The sequence below is a fragment of the Pseudomonas lundensis genome (assembly GCF_001042985.1).
GTDB lineage: Bacteria > Pseudomonadota > Gammaproteobacteria > Pseudomonadales > Pseudomonadaceae > Aquipseudomonas > Aquipseudomonas lundensis.
In genome coordinates this window covers 167,505-187,290 of record NZ_JYKY01000007.1, presented here as the reverse complement: position 1 = coordinate 187,290, position 19,786 = coordinate 167,505, and the positions used below count along the sequence as shown (strand labels likewise).

The window sequence follows — 19,786 nt, the reverse complement described above, 5'->3', positions numbered from 1 at the left end:
TGCTTTTCGGTCACTTGCTTGACCGCCTGGATTTTGAATTCTTCGGGATAACGCTGGTTGCTCATGGCACCTCCTAATGGGCCTCATTTTAAGGCTTGGAGGTGTCTACGAAACTAGGGGCGATTCAAGGACCTAAAGAAAATACCGCTAAAAAAACCTTTTAGCCGAGAAGCGCACACCTTTCTCTTAGAAGAAAAAAGCAAGCCCGCACCACTTCTCACAACAACCCGCACCACTTCTAACATCAACAAACCATGTGAACTTAGCATGTATTTTTTAATAACTACAGCATAACCAATTGCATACATCTGATATTTTTTAGGTAGAATATCAGACCCACAAAAATCATCATCGTGAAATACGGAAGCCTTGTCACTGAAATAAGCTTGATAACCGTACTTTATCAATCTGAAAAACAGTTCAGTTTCTTCAGAACCACCTAGATTAGTACCAGCCCCCAACCTTTCATCAAATCTGATGTGAGATCTATCATCGAGCGACCGCAATGAAATGAATGTCCCCACACTTAATGAGTATTTAATTACACCCAGATAGTTAAGTTTTTTGAATTTTGCAGGATAGGAGCGTGAGGCATAAGCTTTTCCAGTTACACCATCTCGCACAGGAAATGAAATAACAGCGCCGCGCTCTAAGCCACCAACTAATTCTGCAAGAATATCATTATTATAATAAGCATCGTCATCACAAAACCCGATAACCTCACCTAATGCATAATCAAGAGCTATATTTCGGGCAACAGACAACGGGCAAGGCTGACTCTTTAACAACTTGAAGTTTACGACACCAAAAAAATCATTGAAAATAGTTTGTAATTTGTCACCAGAAGTTTGGTCTACAAAGATTATCTCTAATGAATCAAAGTAGCCTACCAAACTATTTAATAAACGGCGTACTTCTTTCTCGCGCCCACCCTGACTTGTTCCAATTAACGACAACCGCACGTTACTCATCTCACACGCATCCTTATTTTTTCAAAAAAAACTTGGCAACTTTAACAATAGATTTAGGAAGTAACGATTTGACAAGGTACAGGCAGCGTAAGCGATAACTTTCACCCTTAGCTGACCTGATCATTGCGAGGGTAAATGGAACATCGGGAACACTACTGGCCTCCGCTGCAGACGTTAAATACGCCCGATTGACGGCACGAGAATAAAGATGACTCTGTGTAAAAAAGCTGAGTATTTTCAATCGTTGCTCATGCATCAACTTGTATTTTTTTGCGGTGTTATTTTCATGTAACCGGTATTTGACAACGGGTTCTTTGATCGATCGCAAACGCTGCCCGGTGTTGGTTAACGTCAACCACATGTACCAATCTTCGACACTCAAAGATTCAGGGTACCCACCTACACGTTTTAATACAGGCGTTCTCATCAGCCCGGCAGGCGCTCCGGGGACTGTTTCCCCCATGATGATCTCATCAAATGTGTGAACTTTATCAGCCCCGTACACACTGGCAACAGGACGGTTTAGATCATCAATCAATTCAAGGCCGCCAAAGGCTGCCACGATGGAATCGTCTGTCTTTAAAACGTCAACCAATACGCTGGTTTTATTCTCCAGCAAAATATCATCACTGGCGATTAATGAAAAAAATTCACCTTGAGACCACTCCAAGGCTTCATTGAGGGTGGCGCATAAACCTTTATTGGGTCGCGAGCGAAATTCGAATCGCTTGAAGCGTTCACGGCAAGTGTCCAGCATGGATTCAATTCTAGACACTGAACCATCCGTTGAGCCGTCATCAATAATAATTAACTCAACGTTATTATAGGTTTGAGACACCACCCCTTTTATACTATCCACGACATAGCGTTCATGGTTATAGGAGGGAATCACAATGGTTACTAACGGCTCAGAACTCATAAATTGCCTACTCAGTTAATGTCGGACTGCTTATTCAGGACTCAAGACGATCGATTCTTTTCCAGACGATAGACCCCATCACAAGCCAATATAAAAAGTATGTGAAGGCATATCCAATAGCTGCGCCCTGAAAACCCAATACCACAGTGAAAAACTTAACACTCGCGACAAAAACTAACGCACAGATTATTTCGGAAACAATGTATAACCGAATCATTGCCTTGCTGATCATTAGATAACCAATGATCCAGCTGCCAATTTTTAGCGTATCACCTGTTAACTGCCATGCAAAAAGGTCGCGCATGGGATAAAAATCAGGCGTAAACAGCACACTGATGATGAAATCCTTCAAAACATAAACGCTGACACCGATAATAACAGCGACCGGTAGTATGTATTTGTAACCATTGATGATTTCAGCACGTATGTCCGTTGATGCTTTCAATTCAGATAATTTTGGAAGGTAATACACCCCTAACGTCGTCGTGACCAACATCAGATACGCGGTGCTCAAGCGCCACATTGCTTCCCAATAACCAGCACTGTCCCAGCCAAAATGTTCGCCAAGTGTGTTACGAATTAAAATTGACGTGAGGGGTAAACATGCTGCGGACGTGAGTGCCATCGCTGTAAATTTTGAGAGATTAAGAGCAATCGTTCCATCAATACGCCCGATCATATCCTTCACACGGAACCAGGGTTTTCGCCCACAGATCGCTAATGTGACAAAAAACGAAATAGACTGGTAAATAGCCAACGCGACTAAAGCACCGTAGAGCTTGTAGTACATCGTCATTAACACGGTTACGGCTAAAGAAAATATACTCCCTGCAATATTGGCCAATACATAACTATGGATTTCTTTTTTTCCATTAAGAATAGCGAGTAGCAAGGCATTGAATGTAAATAATACCAAGGTCGCTGCAAACCAGAGAAATACACCAGACAACGTCACATCATTGAGAAAATAGCGTGCAAGCGGAACACAAAAAATGGCAACCAAGAGTGCGACTGCAGTAGAGGCACAAATCACAATCATGCCTGCCGTTTTCCATAACCGGCGTGTCAACTCAACATCGCCTTGGTATTCGGCGGTATATTTTGTAACGCCAGTATTGATTGCCCCACTGGAAAAAGCGGTAATCATCTGTACAGCGTTTTGAAACTGCCCTATCGCTGCATATCCAGAAGGACCAACGTACACGGCAAGCACCTTATTGATCCCCAACAAGGTGAGCATTTTTATGATGACTGCAATCGCATTGAGCAGACTCGTTTTGATTAGCGTCATACTTAATGTTTGACGCTAAAGCTATTGCAGACTGACACAATATGACGTGCTTCTTCGGAACTTAACTCAGGACCAATAGGTAAACTTAACACTTCAGCGTGCAGTTGTTCACTCACGGGCAGTTGGAGGTGCGCAAACTCCTTATAAGCATCTTGCTTGTGAGGTGCTATCGGGTAATGAATTAACGTTTGCACGCCATGTTCTTGCAAATGGTGTTGCAGGGCTGCTCGGTGTTTAGTCCTGATGACGAATAGATGCCAAACCTGGTTCGACACGTCCACGCCAGGCAAACTGATTTCCGGATTTTTAATTTCATTCAGATACAGAGAGGCGATGAGTTGTCTATGTGCAGTCTGGGCATCGAGGTACTTCAACTTAACACTTAGCATCGCAGCCTGAATTTCATCCAGACGGCTATTCACACCCTTGTATAAGTTTTTATACTTTTCTTGAGATCCGTAGTTTCTAAGCGCTCTCAGTGTGTCAGCTAACGCATCATCATTTGTAGTGATAGCACCCGCATCCCCCAAAGCGCCCAAATTCTTCCCTGGGTAGAAACTGAAGCCTGAGGCATGTCCCCAACTACCTGCTTTTTTTCCATGCAAACTTGCCCCATGGGCTTGAGCGGAATCTTCAAGAACAAGCAAATTGTATTCTTCGGCTATCTGCATGAAAGCAGGCATATCAGCTAAATGCCCGTATAAATGCACGGGCAAAATGGCTTTGGTCCTGGGCGTTATTGCCTGCCTGGTGTTTTCAGGGCATAGATTATACGTATTAACATCCGGCTCTGTTAACACAGGCACCAGACCGTTCTCACTGACAGCAAGAATACTTGCGATATACGTATTTGATGGAACTATAACCTCATCTCCCTCTGATAGCTTACCAAGCTCCTTCCAGGCTCGTATAGTCAAACTCAATGCATCAAGACCATTTGCAACGCCGATGCAATGCTGTGCTCCGCAATAATGAGCAAACTCAGCTTCGAAGGAGGAAAGTTCACTACCACCAATATACCAACCAGAATCTATTACTCTGGCACAAGCCGCTAACAGCTCAGAAGACATAGTTGAGTTTATTTTTTTTAAATCAAGAAATGGAATCATGCTTCACCGTCCTTATCCAAGTGATTTCTGCAAATCGCAAATCTGAGCAGAAGTCAGATAGTCATACAACTGCTTCCCTGAGTAATCTACCTGAACTAGGTCAGCGCCAGCACTCATTAATAAACCAAAGGTTTTAAAGCATCTCCCGGAAAAAAACGCATCCTTCGCATACATCAAAGGCGTGGTGCCCTTTATATTAGGCCTCTGGGGATCAGCACCTTCACTCAATAGGTATCTCACCACTTCAAATGAACCAAAAAAACTAGCGACAATCAATGGTGTCCAGCCGTTGACAATAGCATCATTGATTCCAGAAATATTAAATCGCAAACGCTTAACTGCAACAAGATCATTGACTTTACAGGCCGCCAAAAACTCATCAAGGCAATCGAAATACAAGCGAAGATCATAATCTATCGACGCCAGATCGACATAATTTTTAGTTGCATTAAAAAGCTCTCCACATTTAGCTGTGGACTTAGCAGGCAAGATTTCTGCCCAAACTACTTTACTACCCTCCACACTAACGAACTGATATTCCCTGAATGAAAATGCTCTTATATAATTCCTATACTCCCAAGCGGTAGCTTTTTTGGGCAGTAATAGATTCGAGAAATCGATGGATTTATTTGAGTAATATGTGGAACCTATACACTCTTGAGGCTTACCCTTGCATAAGCCACTGACAACCGATTCAAAATTCTCCTCTAACAAAGAACAAGAGTATTTGATATAGGCAAAATAAACATCACGCGAAACCCAATTACTTTCTATTGAAAACTCAACTTGGGATATAACATCGCCGGTGTCAATACCTTTATCAAGGTAGTGGAGTGTCACACCAGACTTTTTGTCAGCGTTGTATATAGGCCACACCGAGGTGAACATGCCTTTGTATTTTGGAAGCAAAGAAAAATGTATATTAAATATATTTTCTGTTTTGAAACGTTCAGGCACAACTAAAGAATCGAATTCTAAGGACAAGAAACAAATAGACGTACGCGCATATGCTTCTTCTAGGGTTATTTCTTGAACCAGATTATCTAAAGCAAATTTACGTAATGATCTTTGCCAACCATCTACACCCGTTTCATTCTTATTACATACCACTGCTATCTGATTACGATCATATTTACGCAGCGCAAGCTCCAACCCATGGACTGCTATATTATTTTTTCCCGCAATTACTATCATGATTTAGCTCGCACGATTTCCAGAAAATCATCATATATTCTTATATAGTCTGCTTCATCATAGATATCACTAGCCAAAACTAATAGCACACAGTCTTCGCTAAAATTATGCATTTCATGCCACACCATTGGCTCAATAAGAATACCGCGCTCAGAAGAGTTCATTAGCACAGTTTCCCTTACATACCCATCATCCATCACCATCTCGCACTCGCCCGAAATGCATACGGCCATTTGTCTCAATGCAATATGCGCATGAAAACCGCGAGATACTTTTGGTTTAGTCCGTGTGAGGTAGTAAACGCGCTTAATTTCGAAAGGGAGGTCATTCCCACCCTCCAATACAGTCAGCCCACCTCTGTCATCGCCAAGCGTTCGCAAAGGAATCAAATCAGTCAAAAACATAGCGTTAATTTCCTGCAAGAGAAAGAATATATTTCCCATAACTATTCTTACTTAATGCCTGACCGATACGATACATCGAATCAACTGACAACCAACCATTGTTAAATGCAATTTCTTCCAGGCAGGCTATTTTAAAACCTTGCCTCTTTTCAATGGTTTCAACAAACTGACTTGCTTCGAGCAGGCTTTCATGAGTACCGGTGTCTAACCAGGCAAAGCCACGACCGAGCAATTCAACGTTCAGTTTATTACGATCCAGGTAGGCTTGGTTGATACTGGTTATTTCAAGCTCACCCCGCGCCGAAGGCTTGACTGACTTAGCAATTTCAAGCACTTCATTGTCGTAAAAATAAAGCCCAGTCACGGCATAGTCAGATTTCGGTTTAAGTGGCTTCTCTTCAATCGAAATAGCTCGCTTTTCTTTATCAAATTCAACCACACCGAAGCGTTCAGGATCTTTAACCTGATAACCGAAAACTGTAGCACCATCGGTTATTTTGGCTGCATTGCGCAACATGGTGCCAAAACCATGACCATAGAAAATATTGTCGCCTAGCACTAAACACACTGAATCCTGACCGACGAATGATTCCCCGATAATAAAGGCTTGCGCCAGCCCGTCAGGTGATGCTTGCTCCGCGTAACTCAAATTAATACCGAAGTCTGAACCATCTCCTAAAAGGCGCTTGAAGCTATCAATATCTTGCGGCGTACTGATGAGCAGCACATCTTTAATGCCCGCCAACATCAATACCGAAAGCGGGTAGTAAATCATCGGCTTGTCGTAGACGGGTAAAAGTTGCTTAGAGACGCCTTTAGTAATCGGGTACAACCTTGTACCCGATCCGCCGGCTAAAATAATGCCTTTCATGACTTAGTCGTCCGTAATAATTTTTCAGCGCTTGGTGAGCACTCAACCAACCGAAGTGTCAGCTTAAAGTTTAAACACGCTACCGCCCCAGGATTGATCGTCAATTTCCTGAGAACGGTTTAATCCATAGCTGCCCAGGATGCGATCCTGAGTATTGCTTTAGCGACTGGCGATACTCGCCAGAGGCAAACTGATCTGTTGCTGCCGATTTAGCAGATTGATAAGCAAAATGACCCTTTCATCTCCCTCCATTGCCATGAAGATGGATTCAACGCCTTCAAATCCGTGATCCTTGATGACAACGTGCTCACCTGGCGTGAACTGGGAGATCAGCTGCGTTTTGACACGCGACTGGAGTGTTTCGATGAGATCGTCAGCGACTGCCAAGGGGCGTCCACCAAACGCAACAATACGTGCCACACCTCGCGTCGAGCGCAGAGGCGCCCAGTTTGAACCGGCTGGCATGTGGATGAAGAGATAGCCTGGAAACAACGATTCTTCGATGATTTGACGCTTGCCTCTTAGCATGCGCTCACGGCGGCAGACTGGACGTGAACATCCAAAGCCCTGACGCATAAGGTTTTCTTCTGCGCGCTCATCTTGTTGAGGTTTGCACTGCACCAAGTACCAGTTGCCCTGCTTTGGCGCAACGGATGTCGGGGCATTGTGGTTGCTTCTCAGGTCCATGGGTCAATCATCAAGCGGTCTTCCGTGGTCTGCCATCGTGCCTGTCATGATTGCGCGGGCAAACCGTCAGGGTCTTTTGATAGTGGCGATATGTCATCGCACGTGTTCAGGTTTAATCTTCAGGAATCAGCAGCTCAAGTGATTGGCTTCGAGTGTTGTAGAACTGGCAGAGTTCATTCGCTAAGGTTTGTTTTGCAAAAAGCTCGCCGTGCACCAAGCGTATTTGTTTGGGCAACGGGTCGATACCGGAGACAAAATTGAGCAAGTCTTGTTGGTCAGCATGGGCAGAATATCCGCCTAAGCTCGAAACGCCTGCACGGATAATACAGCGCTCACCTTCTAACTCAACAAAACCACCTGTCGATCCGTATTTTTGAATATTTGCGCCAGCTGTACCCTGCGCTTGGTAACCCACAAAAAGGACATTATGCCTTGGGTCTGAAAGCATGGCTTTGAGGTAATTAACAATTCGACCGCTGGAGCACATGCCACTTGCCGCTATCACAATGGCGGGGCGACCCGTACTGCTCAAATAGTTGACCGTTTGCAGGTGTTTTGCGTGGCTATCGATAGTGATTAATTGCTCAAAAAGCAGAGGGTTACGATTATCGCGCAAGCGCTCACGTGCAGGCCCATCCCAGTAAGGTTCCAGTTGGCGATATGCAGCTGTTAGCCGACCTGCCAGGGGGGAATCGATGATGACAGGCAATTGCGGCCAATTCACCGGCAAGGATTGATCCTTGTTCGCCGCTGCAGGATTCACTGCAAGGATTGCTTTTCGGTGCAGGATGTCTTCAATTTCGCAGAGCAGTTCTTGGGTACGGCCTATGCTGAATGCCGGAATCAACAAAGTGCCGTGGTCTGCCAATGCCTTGTCGATGGCGTGTTCAAGCTTGAACTGACGGCAAGCTCTGTCCTCATGTAAACGATCGCCGTAGGTGCTTTCCAGGACCAGTACATCCGCACGTTCGGGAGATTGAGGAGACGGTAACAAAGGGGTATGCGGAGCACCCAAATCGCCAGAAAACACGATTCTTGAGTTATGGTCATGAGCCGGGTAGCTCAGATCACATTCCACATACGCCGAACCCAGGATGTGGCCTGCGCGCTGTAAGCGGATTCGCGGCAGTACATGCTCACCGGATTCAATCGCGTGCCATTGTCCGTAGGGCAACGCCACAATGCGGGCATCTACATACTCTAGATAACGCTCAACTTTTTTGGAGTCGCGACTTATTTCAAGCTTGAAAGCATCCTCAAGAACCAATGGCAAAAGCTTGGCCGAGGGTTCGCTACAAATGATTGGCCCATCGAAACCCGCTGCCAGCAACCAAGGAATTCGACCCACGTGGTCAGCATGCACATGCGTAACCACCAACGCCTTGATACCTTCCAGGCAAAAATCGATGCCTTGCTGCTGGCCATGAACGCTGGTATTGGCACTTTTTTCATTTCCCTGAAAAAGGCCACAGTCAATCAACAGACTGGCATTAGCGTCCATCACCAGTTGGTGGCATGAACCTGTGACGCCATTAACGGCCCCATGGTGAATGATGTGTGGATACGGCATAGGCTTGCTCTCGGCTCAACTCTATGAAGAGGCAATTAGTCCACAAGTCAGGTCGAGATGCATCCAGGCATCTAACCGATCAGCGACGATCACTTTGCAAGACTTTTCCGTTACCGCTCACCACACCCTGTGCTCCGCTTAACGTTGCAGAGAGCACTGGCGACAGTCTTTGCTGCTGAAGTCGATGCGACTTGACCCAGTAACGCATCAGCGCAATGAAGACTCCAAACATGCCACCGAGCAGCAACCCCATCACTACAATCAACGACTTTTTGGGTTTAACAGGCGCCATAGGTTCCAACGCTTTACGGTCGATGGAAACAAGCTTCAGGTTTGTGAAATCCAGATTGTTCAAGTTGCCCAACCGTACGACTTCAGCACGCAGAGGTTCAACCCCACTCAAAAACACGTCTTCATTTTGACGCTGCTTGAGCACTTCTACTTCCCTGTTGCTTTGCAGTAATTGCAACTCACGGGCGATCTGTGCAATGCGCCCTTCGGTAAAGTCATCTGTTTTACGCTGCTGCAAGGCCGCACGCTCCGCCTCCAGGGCTTCAACACCCATAAAGTACAGAGGAATCTGCTGGTTGTTGATTTCGGTGCGCATGACGCTGGTATCGCCCGAACGTACAGAGTCGCCCAAGGCAGAAGGCGTGGTTGGCTTTTGAATCCCCAAGGTTTTGGCAATGCCAATCGCTTCGGACAATTGCGCCATTCTGTCTGAACGCGCTACTTTCAGCTGCTGACGCAAGGCTTTCAGCTCGTCTTGTAGCTGAGCACGCTTGAGGTTATCTGCCTCCTGCAACGTGGCGATACGAGCGGCCTTGTCATTTTCATAACTTGAGCGGGCAGCGTCGATCTTGCCTTTAAGCTCAGTCAGACGGTTATTGACGATGACTTTCAGGTCAGCAGCGATCTGCTCGCGCTCTGCATTGATTGCGTAATCAACAAAGCCATTGAGAATCTGCACACCCTCCACGCCCTTGGGGTAATTCAGCTCAAGACCAATGAAAGCACTGAGTGCATCCGCTTTTTTAGGGTCTGGCAGAACCAGCTTGAGCGAGTCACGGTTGAACTCTTCGAAACTTTGCTCAAGTGTCCGGCCTGGACGCTTGAATTGCCTGAAGAGTTCCTGATTGTCCCGGAAGAAGCCCAGGCGCGAATCGTACGACTCCAGGCTGGCCCCCACTTTCATCAACGCTTCGCTGGGTGGCAGCGTGTAGACGCCTGACCGGTTCAGCGCGTCCAGCTCATTGATCGCCGCAGGGCGAAGAACGCTGGTGACTTGATATTCAGGCGTTGCGTAATAGGCATAGCCCAGTGCTATCATCCCGCTGATGATAGTTGTGGCAATGATCATTTTCTTTTGTTGCCAAATCGCCTGAAACAAGGCAATCAGGTCAATCTCATCGGATGATGAGCCACTGGGTATACGAGAAATACTGGTCACAACAAGGGCCTGCCTTCAAAAGAAACTGCGGGCTCGTCATGCAGAAATTTTTCTTGCGTGCTTGAAATACGATTTATTTTCAACCGGGTAATGGCATCACTGCGCACCTGGTGAAGCACAAAAAATAGCTGGCAATCGAGAACAGCCCGCATTCTGCCAGTATTACAAAACAATACAAGGCTTGAGAATAAGTAGGGGTTCTCCTGAGAAATCGCTTACACAGAAAAAGCCGTATTTCTTACACCGCCTCACTCAACGCGCCTGACTCGCCTCGTAAAAGCTCAAGCGCATGAACGTTGAACGCGCAGGTCAGCTAAGGTGCATGCGGCGCTTCAAGCCGGCGGTTTTTCGCCAGTAGGCAAGAAAACCAATAAGCGGGCCAATTGCTAGCCCTAACAACAGAGCCCCGACAAAGAACATTGCAGCTGGCAGCTGTGGCGTATTCCAGCCAAGAAACGTCAGTGATGTCGCTTGCTGATTTTCAAGAATGAAAATAATCACGCCAAAGAAAATCAGCAGAGACACCACCACGACGGCTGTGCGCTTAATAGCACGCATGAGCAGCTCCTTTACTCTTCAGGATTAAAGTCATCTTCCTCGTCCTCATTCACCCGATCCCGCAATTCCTTGCCCGGCTTGAAATGAGGGACGAACTTGCCGTCCAAACTGACAGACTGCCCGGTTTTTGGGTTACGCCCCACACGCGGTGCACGGTAGTGCAGTGAAAAACTGCCAAAACCGCGGATCTCTATTCGATCTCCGGTCGCCAGGGACTGTGACATTTGTTCAAGCATAGTCTTGATGGCCAGCTCCACATCCTTTGATGAGAGTAGCCCTTGATGGGTGACAATTCGTTCGATCAACTCCGACTTCGTCATATTTTTCCCTTCTTTTTCAAGCAGCTAGATCAGCGCTTGAAAGGTTTTAGCATGATCAAGTGACTTTGAACAGCCCAGGGATTGACTTATCTGAAGAAATATTGAAGGGGAACTTTTAGGTATGTTCGGGTTAATGAAGAGAACCACAGACACGCTGCGATCAGCCCTGCAATAAGCGACACCTGGATTGGCTTGAATTCGACTCAACCAGCGAGAACGCTCCACAACCTCGCAGGGCATGAGAACCCCCCAGGAAAGCAAAACACAAAGGACAGAAAACACTATCAAACCCGCGCGCACAAAAAAGGGCGACCGAAGTCGCCCTTTTTAATGGTCAATCAGAACTTAGTTCTGCTTTTCCATTTGTGCACGCAGCAGGTCGCCCAAAGTGGTCGGACCAGCAGCAATGTCAGAGGTAGCTGGCTTGTCGCGCAGGCTCTGGATTGCTTCTTTCTCTTCAGCATCATCTTTCGACTTGATGGAGAGTTGGATTACGCGGCTCTTACGATCAACGCTGATGATCTTGGCTTCTACTTCTTCGCCTTCTTTCAGAACGTTGCGCGCGTCTTCAACGCGGTCACGGCTGATTTCGGAGGCTTTCAGAGTCGCTTCGATATCGTTGGCCAGAGTGATGATGGCGCCTTTAGCGTCAACTTCTTTCACGATGCCCTTAACGATTGCGCCTTTGTCGTTCTCTTGTACGTACTCGGAGAACGGATCGCTTTCCAGCTGCTTGATACCCAGGGAGATGCGCTCACGCTCTGGGTCAACAGACAGGATAACGGTGTCCAGCTCGTCGCCCTTCTTGAAACGACGTACAGCTTCTTCGCCCACTTCGTTCCAGGAGATGTCGGACAGGTGAACCAGACCGTCGATGCCGCCGTCCAGACCAATGAAGATACCGAAATCGGTGATCGACTTGATGGTGCCGGAGATTTTATCGCCCTTGTTGAACTGGCCAGAGAAATCTTCCCATGGGTTAGATTTGCACTGCTTGATGCCCAGGGAGATACGACGACGCTCTTCGTCGATGTCCAGAACCATAACTTCCACTTCGTCGCCGACTTGTACGACTTTCGAAGGGTGGATGTTTTTGTTGGTCCAGTCCATTTCGGACACGTGTACCAAACCTTCAACGCCTTCTTCCAGCTCAGCGAAGCAGCCGTAGTCGGTCAGGTTGGTTACACGAGCGGTAACGCGAGTGCTTTCTGGGTAACGGGCTTTGATAGCAACCCATGGATCTTCGCCCAGTTGCTTGAGGCCCAGGGAAACACGATTGCGCTCGCGATCGTACTTCAGAACCTTTACATCAATCTCGTCGCCAACGTTGACGATTTCGGAAGGATGCTTGATGCGCTTCCACGCCATGTCAGTGATGTGCAGCAGGCCGTCAACGCCACCCAGATCCACGAACGCGCCGTAGTCGGTGAGGTTTTTAACGATACCTTTAACTTGCTGACCTTCTTGCAAGGATTCCAACAGCGCTTCGCGCTCTGCCGAGTTCTCTGCTTCCAGTACGCTGCGACGCGAAACAACAACGTTGTTGCGCTTCTGGTCAAGTTTGATGACCTTGAATTCCAGCTCTTTACCTTCCAGGTGCGTGGTGTCGCGCACTGGACGAACGTCAACCAGAGAACCTGGCAGGAACGCACGGATGCCGTTAACGTCGACAGTGAAGCCGCCTTTAACCTTACCGTTGATAACGCCCTTGACCACTTCTTCTGCTGCGAAGGCTGCTTCCAGAACGATCCAGCATTCAGCGCGCTTGGCTTTTTCACGGGACAGTTTGGTTTCGCCAAAGCCGTCTTCGACCGCGTCCAGCGCAACGTGAACTTCATCACCGATGTTGATGTTCAGTTCGCCAGCGTCGTTGTGGAACTGCTCCAGCGGGATGAGGCCTTCAGACTTCAAACCAGCGTGAACGGTAACCCAACCAGCTTGGTAATCGATATCAACGATGATAGCGGTGATGATCGAGCCAGCCTGAAGATTCAGGGTTTTTAGGCTTTCTTCAAAGAGTTCTGCAAAGCTTTCGCTCATTTTAATTCCTGTTGAATAAGGGCGAAGGAATACGCCCATCTGCCACATTCCAGACAATGTGGGTTACGTTCATATAAAAGAAGGCATACAGGACTATTTCTGGTCTCCTGCATGCTTTCTTGGTCATCCAGCGATATCGCGCAGGGCGATTTCACTTCTGATGCGTTCAAGCACCTGCTCGACAGACAACTCCGTAGAGTCAAGCTGTATGGCATCAGCCGCCGGCTTAAGCGGGGCTATTGCACGCTGCGTATCACGCTGATCGCGGGCACGTATCTCGTCCAGCAGACGCGGGAGACTAACATCATCGCCCTTGGCCTTCAACTGCAAGTAGCGACGCCTCGCCCTCTCTTCAGCGCTGGCGGTGAGGAAGATCTTGAGCGGAGCGTCCGGAAAAACCACCGTCCCCATATCACGCCCATCCGCAACCAGGCCCGGCAATTCCTTAAAATCTCGCTGACGCTGCAGCAAAGCCTCACGAACAGCGGGCAACGCCGCAACAGCAGATGCCCCCGCCGCTACCGCTTCATTGCGAATATCCAGTGTGACATCCATCCCTTCCAGGATGATCTTGGCAGGCTGACCATTTGTCGCTCCGACGAACTGCACGTCCAGATGCGCCGCCAACTGCTGCAGCAACGTCTCGTCATTCAGTGCGACACCATGATCCCGGGCTGCCAGCGCCAGCAGACGATACAAGGCACCTGAATCCAGCAGCTTCCAGCCCAACTCCGTGGCCAGCCGCCCCGCTACTGTGCCTTTACCCGAACCGCTCGGTCCGTCAATGGTAATCACCGGCGCCAACGGATTCACGACTGCGCCTCTTCAGCGACATTCATGCCGACCTGCTTGCACAGCGCCAGGAAGTTGGGGAAGGACGTGGCAACGTTTGCGCAGTCATGGATGCGAATAGGCGCAGTGGCACGCAACGAAGCCACGCTGAACGCCATCGAAATACGATGATCACCATGACCATGGACTTCGCCGCCCCCTATCGCACCACCGTCAATGATGATGCCGTCCGGGGTCGTCTCGCACTTTACGCCCAGTGCATGCAAGCCATCAGCCATTACCTGAATACGGTCCGACTCCTTCACACGCAACTCTTCGGCGCCTCGCAGTACAGTCCGGCCTTCTGCCACCGCAGCCGCCACAAACAATACCGGGAACTCGTCAATAGCCAGTGGCACCAATGCTTGCGGGATATCGATACCTTTGAGCTTCGCTGCACGCACATGCAGGTCTGCAACCGGCTCGCCCCCCACCTCGCGCAGGTTCTCGAGGGTAATATCGGCCCCCATCAGACGCAGAATGTCGATCACACCGGTACGGGTCGGGTTAATCCCGACATGTTCAAGCACCAGATCCGAACCTTCAGCGATCGAAGCGGCAACCAGGAAAAACGCTGAGGAGGAGATATCACCCGGCACTTCAATGTGTGTCGCTGTCAGCTTATGGCCCGACTCAACGGAAGCAGTGGCACCGTCGACCGTCACCGGATAGCCGAAGCCACGCAGCATGCGCTCGGTGTGGTCGCGTGTTGGCGCAGGCTCGGTCACCGAGGTCTTGCCTTCAGCGTACAAGCCAGCCAGCAGCAGACAGGACTTAACCTGGGCACTTGCCATCGGCAGGGTGTAATTCATGCCCTTGAGCGCATGCCCGCCTCGAATCGTCATTGGCGGACGCCCTTCGGCAGCGGTTTCAATGACGGCGCCCATTTCACGCAATGGATTGGCCACGCGATTCATTGGACGCTTGGTCAGCGAGGCATCCCCGGTCAGGGTGGTATCAAACGGTTGCGCCGCCAACAAACCTGACAGCAAGCGCATCGAGGTGCCGGAATTGCCCAGATAAATAGGCCCCGGTGGCGCTTTCAGGCCGTGCAGCCCGACACCGTGAATCGTGACGCGCCCCTGATGCGGCCCTTCGATGACCACGCCCATGTCACGAAAAGCCTGCAATGTTGCCAGCGCATCTTCGCCTTCAAGGAACCCTTCCACTTCGGTCGTGCCTTCAGCCAGCGAGCCAAGCATGATCGAGCGGTGAGAAATGGACTTGTCGCCTGGTACACGGATGCGGCCGATTGCGTGTCCACCAGGATTTGCCAGGAAAATCAGATCATTCGTATTCATAGGGTCCACATATGCCCGGCGGGCCAGGATTTTACCGAAATGCTCGCGAGCAACACGGGCGCGCGTGAACACGCCCAATAATTGATGCCCGTCCCCTGCATCGACCGCGTCGCGCAAGGCGTCGAGGTCTGTGCGAAATGTATCCAATGTGCGCAGCACTGCCTCGCGATTGGCGAGGAAAATGTCATGCCACATCACCGGGTCGCTGCCCGCGATTCTTGTGAAATCGCGAAAGCCACCCGCAGCGTAGCGAAAAATATCCAGATTCTCGTTGCGCTTGGCCAGAGAATCCACCAGACCAAATGCCAGCAAGTGTGGCAAATGGCTAGTCGCCGCAAGGACTTCATCGTGACGCTCAACCTGCATGTGCTCGACGTCAGCCCCAAGGGCGCGCCACATCGCATCCACAACCTTGAGCGCTCCGGGGTCCGTGTCGGCTACCGGGGTCAAAATAACTTTGTGCCGCTCGAACAGACGCGCATTTGACGCTTCTACCCCACTTTGCTCGGAGCCCGCAATCGGATGGCCCGGAACAAAGCGCGGCGGCATGCCGCCAAACGCTTGAGTGGCTGCGCGCACAATATTGCCTTTGGCGCTGCCGACATCGGTCAGGATGGCCTGGCCCAGATCCATGCCCGCCAATTGAGCGAGCATTTTTTCCATGGCCAGGATCGGCACCGCCAACTGAATCACATCAGCGCCGCGGCAGGCTACTGCCAGATCCGCCTCACAGCGATCAACCACGCCCAGCTCTACGGCCAGGGCACGGGATGCAGCATTGAGATCGACGCCGACCACTTCCACGCACAACCCGCTTTCACGCAGCCCCTTGGCAAAGGAGCCGCCGATGAGCCCCAATCCGACCACTACCAGTCGGCCCACCAAGGGCTTGGCCGACTGTTTCGAGATGACATCACCCACGAGCGAGAACCTTGGTCAACGCTTCAAGCAAGCGGGTGTTTTCAGCGGGCAGCCCCACGGTGATGCGCAGGTGGTTCGGCATGCCGTAGTTGGCGACAGGGCGCACAATCACCCCCTCCTGCAGCAACCCGTGATACACGGGCGCTGCGTCTTGCCCTACATCCAGCGCAATAAAATTGCCCTTGGACGCAATCCAGCTCAGGCCCAGCGCCTGGAAACCCTCTTGCAACTGCTGCATACCGGCCTGGTTCAGACGCCGGCTTTGTGCCAGATACTCCACATCGCGTAACGCAGCGCAGGCAGCCGCCAATGCCAGACTGTTGACGTTGAAGGGCTGACGCACGCGGTTCAGCACATCTGCCACGCCGGCCGCTGACAGGCTGTAACCCACACGCAATGCCGCCAAGCCGTAAGCCTTGGAGAAGGTACGCGATACCAGCAGGTTTGGATAAGCAGACAGGAATTCCAGACCATCTGGCAAATCGCCGCCATCCGCGTATTCGATGTAGGCCTCATCCAGTACCACCAGCACCCGTTGCGGAACATCCTGCAAAAACTCGTTCAACGCATTCGCATCGAACCAGGTCCCGGTCGGGTTGTTCGGGTTGGCAATGAACACCACTCGCGTGGACTCGTCGATCACGGACAGCATGGCGGGCAGATCATGACCCCAGGCTTTGGCTGGCACTACGCGCGCTTGCGCACCCACAGCCTGCGTGACGATCGGGTACACCGCAAACGCATGCTCGCTGAAGACGGCATTCAGGCCCGGCCCCAGATAGGCTCGCGCCACCAATTCCAGAATGTCATTGGAACCATTCCCCAGCGTGACCTGATCCAGCTCGACGCCACACTGCTCTGCCAGCAATGTCTTGAGTGCGAAACCGTTGCCATCGGGATAACGCGTGAGTTCTGCCAGCGCGTCGCCAATAGCCGCCAACGCTTTAGGGCTGGGCCCCAACGGGTTTTCGTTACTCGCCAACTTGACGATCGTGTCCGGGTTAATCCCCAGCTCACGCGCCAGCTCGTCCACAGGCTTGCCTGGGACGTAAGGCGAAAGTTGTTGCACGCCCGGCAATGCCAGGGCGAGAAAATCACCGCTCATGTGAAATCGCCTTAAAGAACCGCTTTCGGGTAGGAACCCAACACTTTGAGTGCTACAGCTTCCTGACTGATCTGTTCCAGCACGCTTTTGACCAACGGATCTCGGTGGTGGCCAGCAAAGTCAATGAAGAAAACGTAAGTCCATTTACCACTGCGCGAGGGACGCGTCTCGATGCGCGTGAGATCGATGCCGTTTTCATGAAACGGCACCAGCAACTCATGCAGCGCACCCGGCCGGTTGCTCATGGACACAATGATCGATGTTTTGTCATCACCGGTCGGTGGCACTTCCTGATTGCCGATCATCAAGAACCGCGTGGAGTTGTCCGGGCGGTCTTCAATCTTTTCGGCCAGTCGCGTCAACCCGTAGAGGCCCGCCGCCATATCGCCAGCAATGGCTGCCGAGTTCCACTCACCTTTCACGCGCTTGGCCGCTTCGGCGTTGCTCGATACAGCAATACGCTCGACGTTCGGATAGTGCGCGTCCAGCCACTTGCGGCACTGGGCCAGCGACTGGGCATGGGAATAGATACGGCTGATGCTGTCGGTCTTGGTGTTCTCGCCCACCAGCAAGTGATGGTGAATGCGCAACTCAACCTCGCCGCAAATCACCATATCGTGCTCAAGGAAGCTATCCAGCGTGTGGTTAACGGCCCCTTCAGTGGAATTTTCCACCGGCACCACACCAAAATTCACTGCCCCGGCCGCCACTTCACGAAACACCTCATCGATGGCAGCCATTGGCTTGCTAATGACGGCATGACCGAAGTGTTTCATTGCGGCGGCTTGCGTGAAGGTCCCTTCAGGCCCCAGGTAAGCCACTTTAAGCGGCTGCTCCAGCGCCAGGCACGACGACATGATTTCGCGGAACAAGCGCGCCATCTCTTCGTTACCCAGCGGGCCTTTGTTGCGTTCCATCACCCGCTTGAGTACCTGCGCCTCACGCTCAGGCCGGTAAAACACCGGCACCTCGCCCTCCGCCAGCGAGCCCATTTTGACGCGCGCGACCTCTTGCGCGCAGCGCGCACGCTCACTGATCAGCTCCAGGACCTTTTCGTCCAGGCTGTCAATGCGCAAACGCAGGGCTTTGAGTTCCTGTTCGGACATTAGCCGTGTTCCTTCTCGAACGCCGCCATGTAATCCACCAGCGCATTGACGGCGTTGATGTCCACAGCGTTATAGATCGAAGCCCGCATACCGCCTACCGAACGGTGACCCTTAAGGTTCAACAGGCCGCGTGCCTCGGCACCCGCCAGGAACGGTTTGTCGAGACGGTCATCGGCCAGACGGAACGGGACGTTCATCCACGAGCGGTCTGTCTTGTTGATCGGGTTGCTGTACAGGCCGCTGGCATCGATGAAGTCGTAAAGCGTGCGCTTTTTCACTTCATTGAGCTTGCCAATGGCTTCTACACCGCCCTGCTCTTTCAGCCACTCGAACACCAGGCCAGACAAGTACCACGCCAGGGTCGGCGGCGTGTTGTACATCGAGCCGTTATCGGCCGCGACCTTATAATCAAGCATCGTCGGGCAGATGGAGCGCGCACGCCCCAGCAGGTCTTCACGGATGATATTGACCACAATGCCGCTCGGACCGATGTTTTTCTGCGCACCGGCGTAAATCATGCCAAAACGCGATACATCCACAGGGCGCGACAGGATGTCAGAGGACATGTCGGCCACCAGCGGCACATCACCGGTTTGCGGAATCCAGTCAAACTCCAGGCCACCAATGGTTTCGTTAGGCGCGTAATGCACATAGGCCGCGTCCTTATTCAGATTCCATTCGTTCTGACCCGGGATCGCGAAGTAGTCATAAGGCTTGGCCGTGGCAGCCACATTGACCGCACCAAAACGCGACGCTTCTTCAATGGCCTTCTGGGACCAGATGCCCGTGTCGATGTAATCGGCCTTGCCATTTTCCGGCAGCAGGTTCAGCGGGATCTGAGCAAACTGCTGACTTGCGCCGCCTTGCAGAAACAGAACCTTGTAGTTCGAGGGGATAGACAGCAGGTCACGCAGGTCCTGCTCAGCCTTGGTGGCAATGGACACGAACTCATCGCTGCGATGGCTCATTTCCATGACCGACAGGCCTTTGCCATGCCAGTCGAGCAACTCGGACTGGGCACGCAACAGGACAGCTTCAGGAAGCGCAGCTGGACCTGCGCAGAAGTTATAGGCTCGTTTGCTCACATCCACTCTCGCTCTGATTTGGTGGGTCATGCAATAAATCGGTTCTCGGCACT

General features: G+C 50.7%; 18 protein-coding genes. All 18 read right to left on the bottom strand.

Annotated features, from left to right (window positions below; all coding sequences use genetic code 11):
• Positions 1 to 113 precede the first annotated feature (113 nt).
• Positions 114 to 971, bottom strand: a complete 858-nt coding sequence (locus TU74_RS23375) for a glycosyltransferase (protein WP_082149853.1) — start codon at positions 969 to 971, stop codon at positions 114 to 116.
• 13 nt (positions 972 to 984) lie between these two features.
• Positions 985 to 1,890 (bottom strand): glycosyltransferase family 2 protein, encoded by a 906-nt coding sequence (locus TU74_RS08570; protein WP_048376010.1) that lies wholly within the window; start codon positions 1,888 to 1,890, stop codon positions 985 to 987.
• 34 nt (positions 1,891 to 1,924) lie between these two features.
• Positions 1,925 to 3,181 carry an O-antigen translocase gene (locus TU74_RS08565; protein WP_047292823.1) on the bottom strand — a complete coding sequence of 419 codons (1,257 nt, stop codon included), beginning with the start codon at positions 3,179 to 3,181 and terminating at the stop codon, positions 1,925 to 1,927.
• 2 nt (positions 3,182 to 3,183) lie between these two features.
• Complete coding sequence (locus TU74_RS08560) at positions 3,184 to 4,290, bottom strand: DegT/DnrJ/EryC1/StrS family aminotransferase (RefSeq protein ID WP_048376006.1); 1,107 nt, start codon at positions 4,288 to 4,290, stop codon at positions 3,184 to 3,186.
• 12 nt (positions 4,291 to 4,302) lie between these two features.
• The gene (locus tag TU74_RS08555) at positions 4,303 to 5,484 is read right to left on the bottom strand and encodes a formyltransferase family protein (protein WP_048376004.1); all 1,182 of its coding nucleotides are present in this window, start codon (positions 5,482 to 5,484) and stop codon (positions 4,303 to 4,305) included.
• The gene (locus TU74_RS08550; protein ID WP_047282578.1) at positions 5,481 to 5,888 is read right to left on the bottom strand and encodes a sugar 3,4-ketoisomerase; all 408 of its coding nucleotides are present in this window, start codon (positions 5,886 to 5,888) and stop codon (positions 5,481 to 5,483) included. Before TU74_RS08550 ends, TU74_RS08555 begins: the two co-directional genes overlap by 4 nt.
• 4 nt (positions 5,889 to 5,892) lie before the next feature.
• Entirely contained in the window at positions 5,893 to 6,759 is an 867-nt protein-coding gene (rfbA, locus tag TU74_RS08545) for a glucose-1-phosphate thymidylyltransferase RfbA (RefSeq protein WP_047282579.1), read from the bottom strand.
• Positions 6,760 to 6,918: 159 nt separating this feature from the next.
• Positions 6,919 to 7,446, bottom strand: coding sequence for a transcription/translation regulatory transformer protein RfaH (gene rfaH / locus TU74_RS08540; protein ID WP_048376002.1), 528 nt, complete (start codon positions 7,444 to 7,446; stop codon positions 6,919 to 6,921).
• Positions 7,447 to 7,558: 112 nt separating this feature from the next.
• Complete coding sequence (locus TU74_RS08535) at positions 7,559 to 9,016, bottom strand: MBL fold metallo-hydrolase RNA specificity domain-containing protein (protein ID WP_048375999.1); 1,458 nt, start codon at positions 9,014 to 9,016, stop codon at positions 7,559 to 7,561.
• Between the two features lie 79 nt (positions 9,017 to 9,095).
• On the bottom strand, positions 9,096 to 10,466 hold the full coding sequence (locus TU74_RS08530) for a Wzz/FepE/Etk N-terminal domain-containing protein (protein ID WP_088500192.1): 1,371 nt from the start codon (positions 10,464 to 10,466) through the stop codon (positions 9,096 to 9,098).
• Between the two features lie 309 nt (positions 10,467 to 10,775).
• Positions 10,776 to 11,024, bottom strand: a complete 249-nt coding sequence (locus TU74_RS08525) for a lipopolysaccharide assembly protein LapA domain-containing protein (RefSeq protein WP_048375997.1) — start codon at positions 11,022 to 11,024, stop codon at positions 10,776 to 10,778.
• An 11-nt stretch (positions 11,025 to 11,035) separates the two neighbouring features.
• On the bottom strand, positions 11,036 to 11,344 hold the full coding sequence (ihfB, locus tag TU74_RS08520) for an integration host factor subunit beta (protein ID WP_047275326.1): 309 nt from the start codon (positions 11,342 to 11,344) through the stop codon (positions 11,036 to 11,038).
• A gap of 345 nt (positions 11,345 to 11,689) precedes the next feature.
• On the bottom strand, positions 11,690 to 13,384 hold the full coding sequence (gene rpsA / locus TU74_RS08515) for a 30S ribosomal protein S1 (RefSeq protein WP_016780248.1): 1,695 nt from the start codon (positions 13,382 to 13,384) through the stop codon (positions 11,690 to 11,692).
• Positions 13,385 to 13,507: 123 nt separating this feature from the next.
• The gene (cmk, locus tag TU74_RS08510; protein WP_048375995.1) at positions 13,508 to 14,197 is read right to left on the bottom strand and encodes a (d)CMP kinase; all 690 of its coding nucleotides are present in this window, start codon (positions 14,195 to 14,197) and stop codon (positions 13,508 to 13,510) included.
• Positions 14,194 to 16,401, bottom strand: a complete 2,208-nt coding sequence (locus TU74_RS08505; RefSeq protein ID WP_048376037.1) for a bifunctional prephenate dehydrogenase/3-phosphoshikimate 1-carboxyvinyltransferase — start codon at positions 16,399 to 16,401, stop codon at positions 14,194 to 14,196. The genes cmk and TU74_RS08505 overlap by 4 nt, the downstream gene beginning before the upstream one ends.
• 28 nt (positions 16,402 to 16,429) lie before the next feature.
• Positions 16,430 to 17,542 carry a histidinol-phosphate transaminase gene (gene hisC / locus TU74_RS08500; RefSeq protein ID WP_048375993.1) on the bottom strand — a complete coding sequence of 371 codons (1,113 nt, stop codon included), beginning with the start codon at positions 17,540 to 17,542 and terminating at the stop codon, positions 16,430 to 16,432.
• 11 nt (positions 17,543 to 17,553) lie between these two features.
• The gene (gene pheA, locus TU74_RS08495) at positions 17,554 to 18,648 is read right to left on the bottom strand and encodes a prephenate dehydratase (protein WP_047275333.1); all 1,095 of its coding nucleotides are present in this window, start codon (positions 18,646 to 18,648) and stop codon (positions 17,554 to 17,556) included.
• On the bottom strand, positions 18,648 to 19,733 hold the full coding sequence (gene serC / locus TU74_RS08490) for a 3-phosphoserine/phosphohydroxythreonine transaminase (protein WP_047275388.1): 1,086 nt from the start codon (positions 19,731 to 19,733) through the stop codon (positions 18,648 to 18,650). The genes pheA and serC overlap by 1 nt, the downstream gene beginning before the upstream one ends.
• Positions 19,734 to 19,786: the final 53 nt, after the last annotated feature.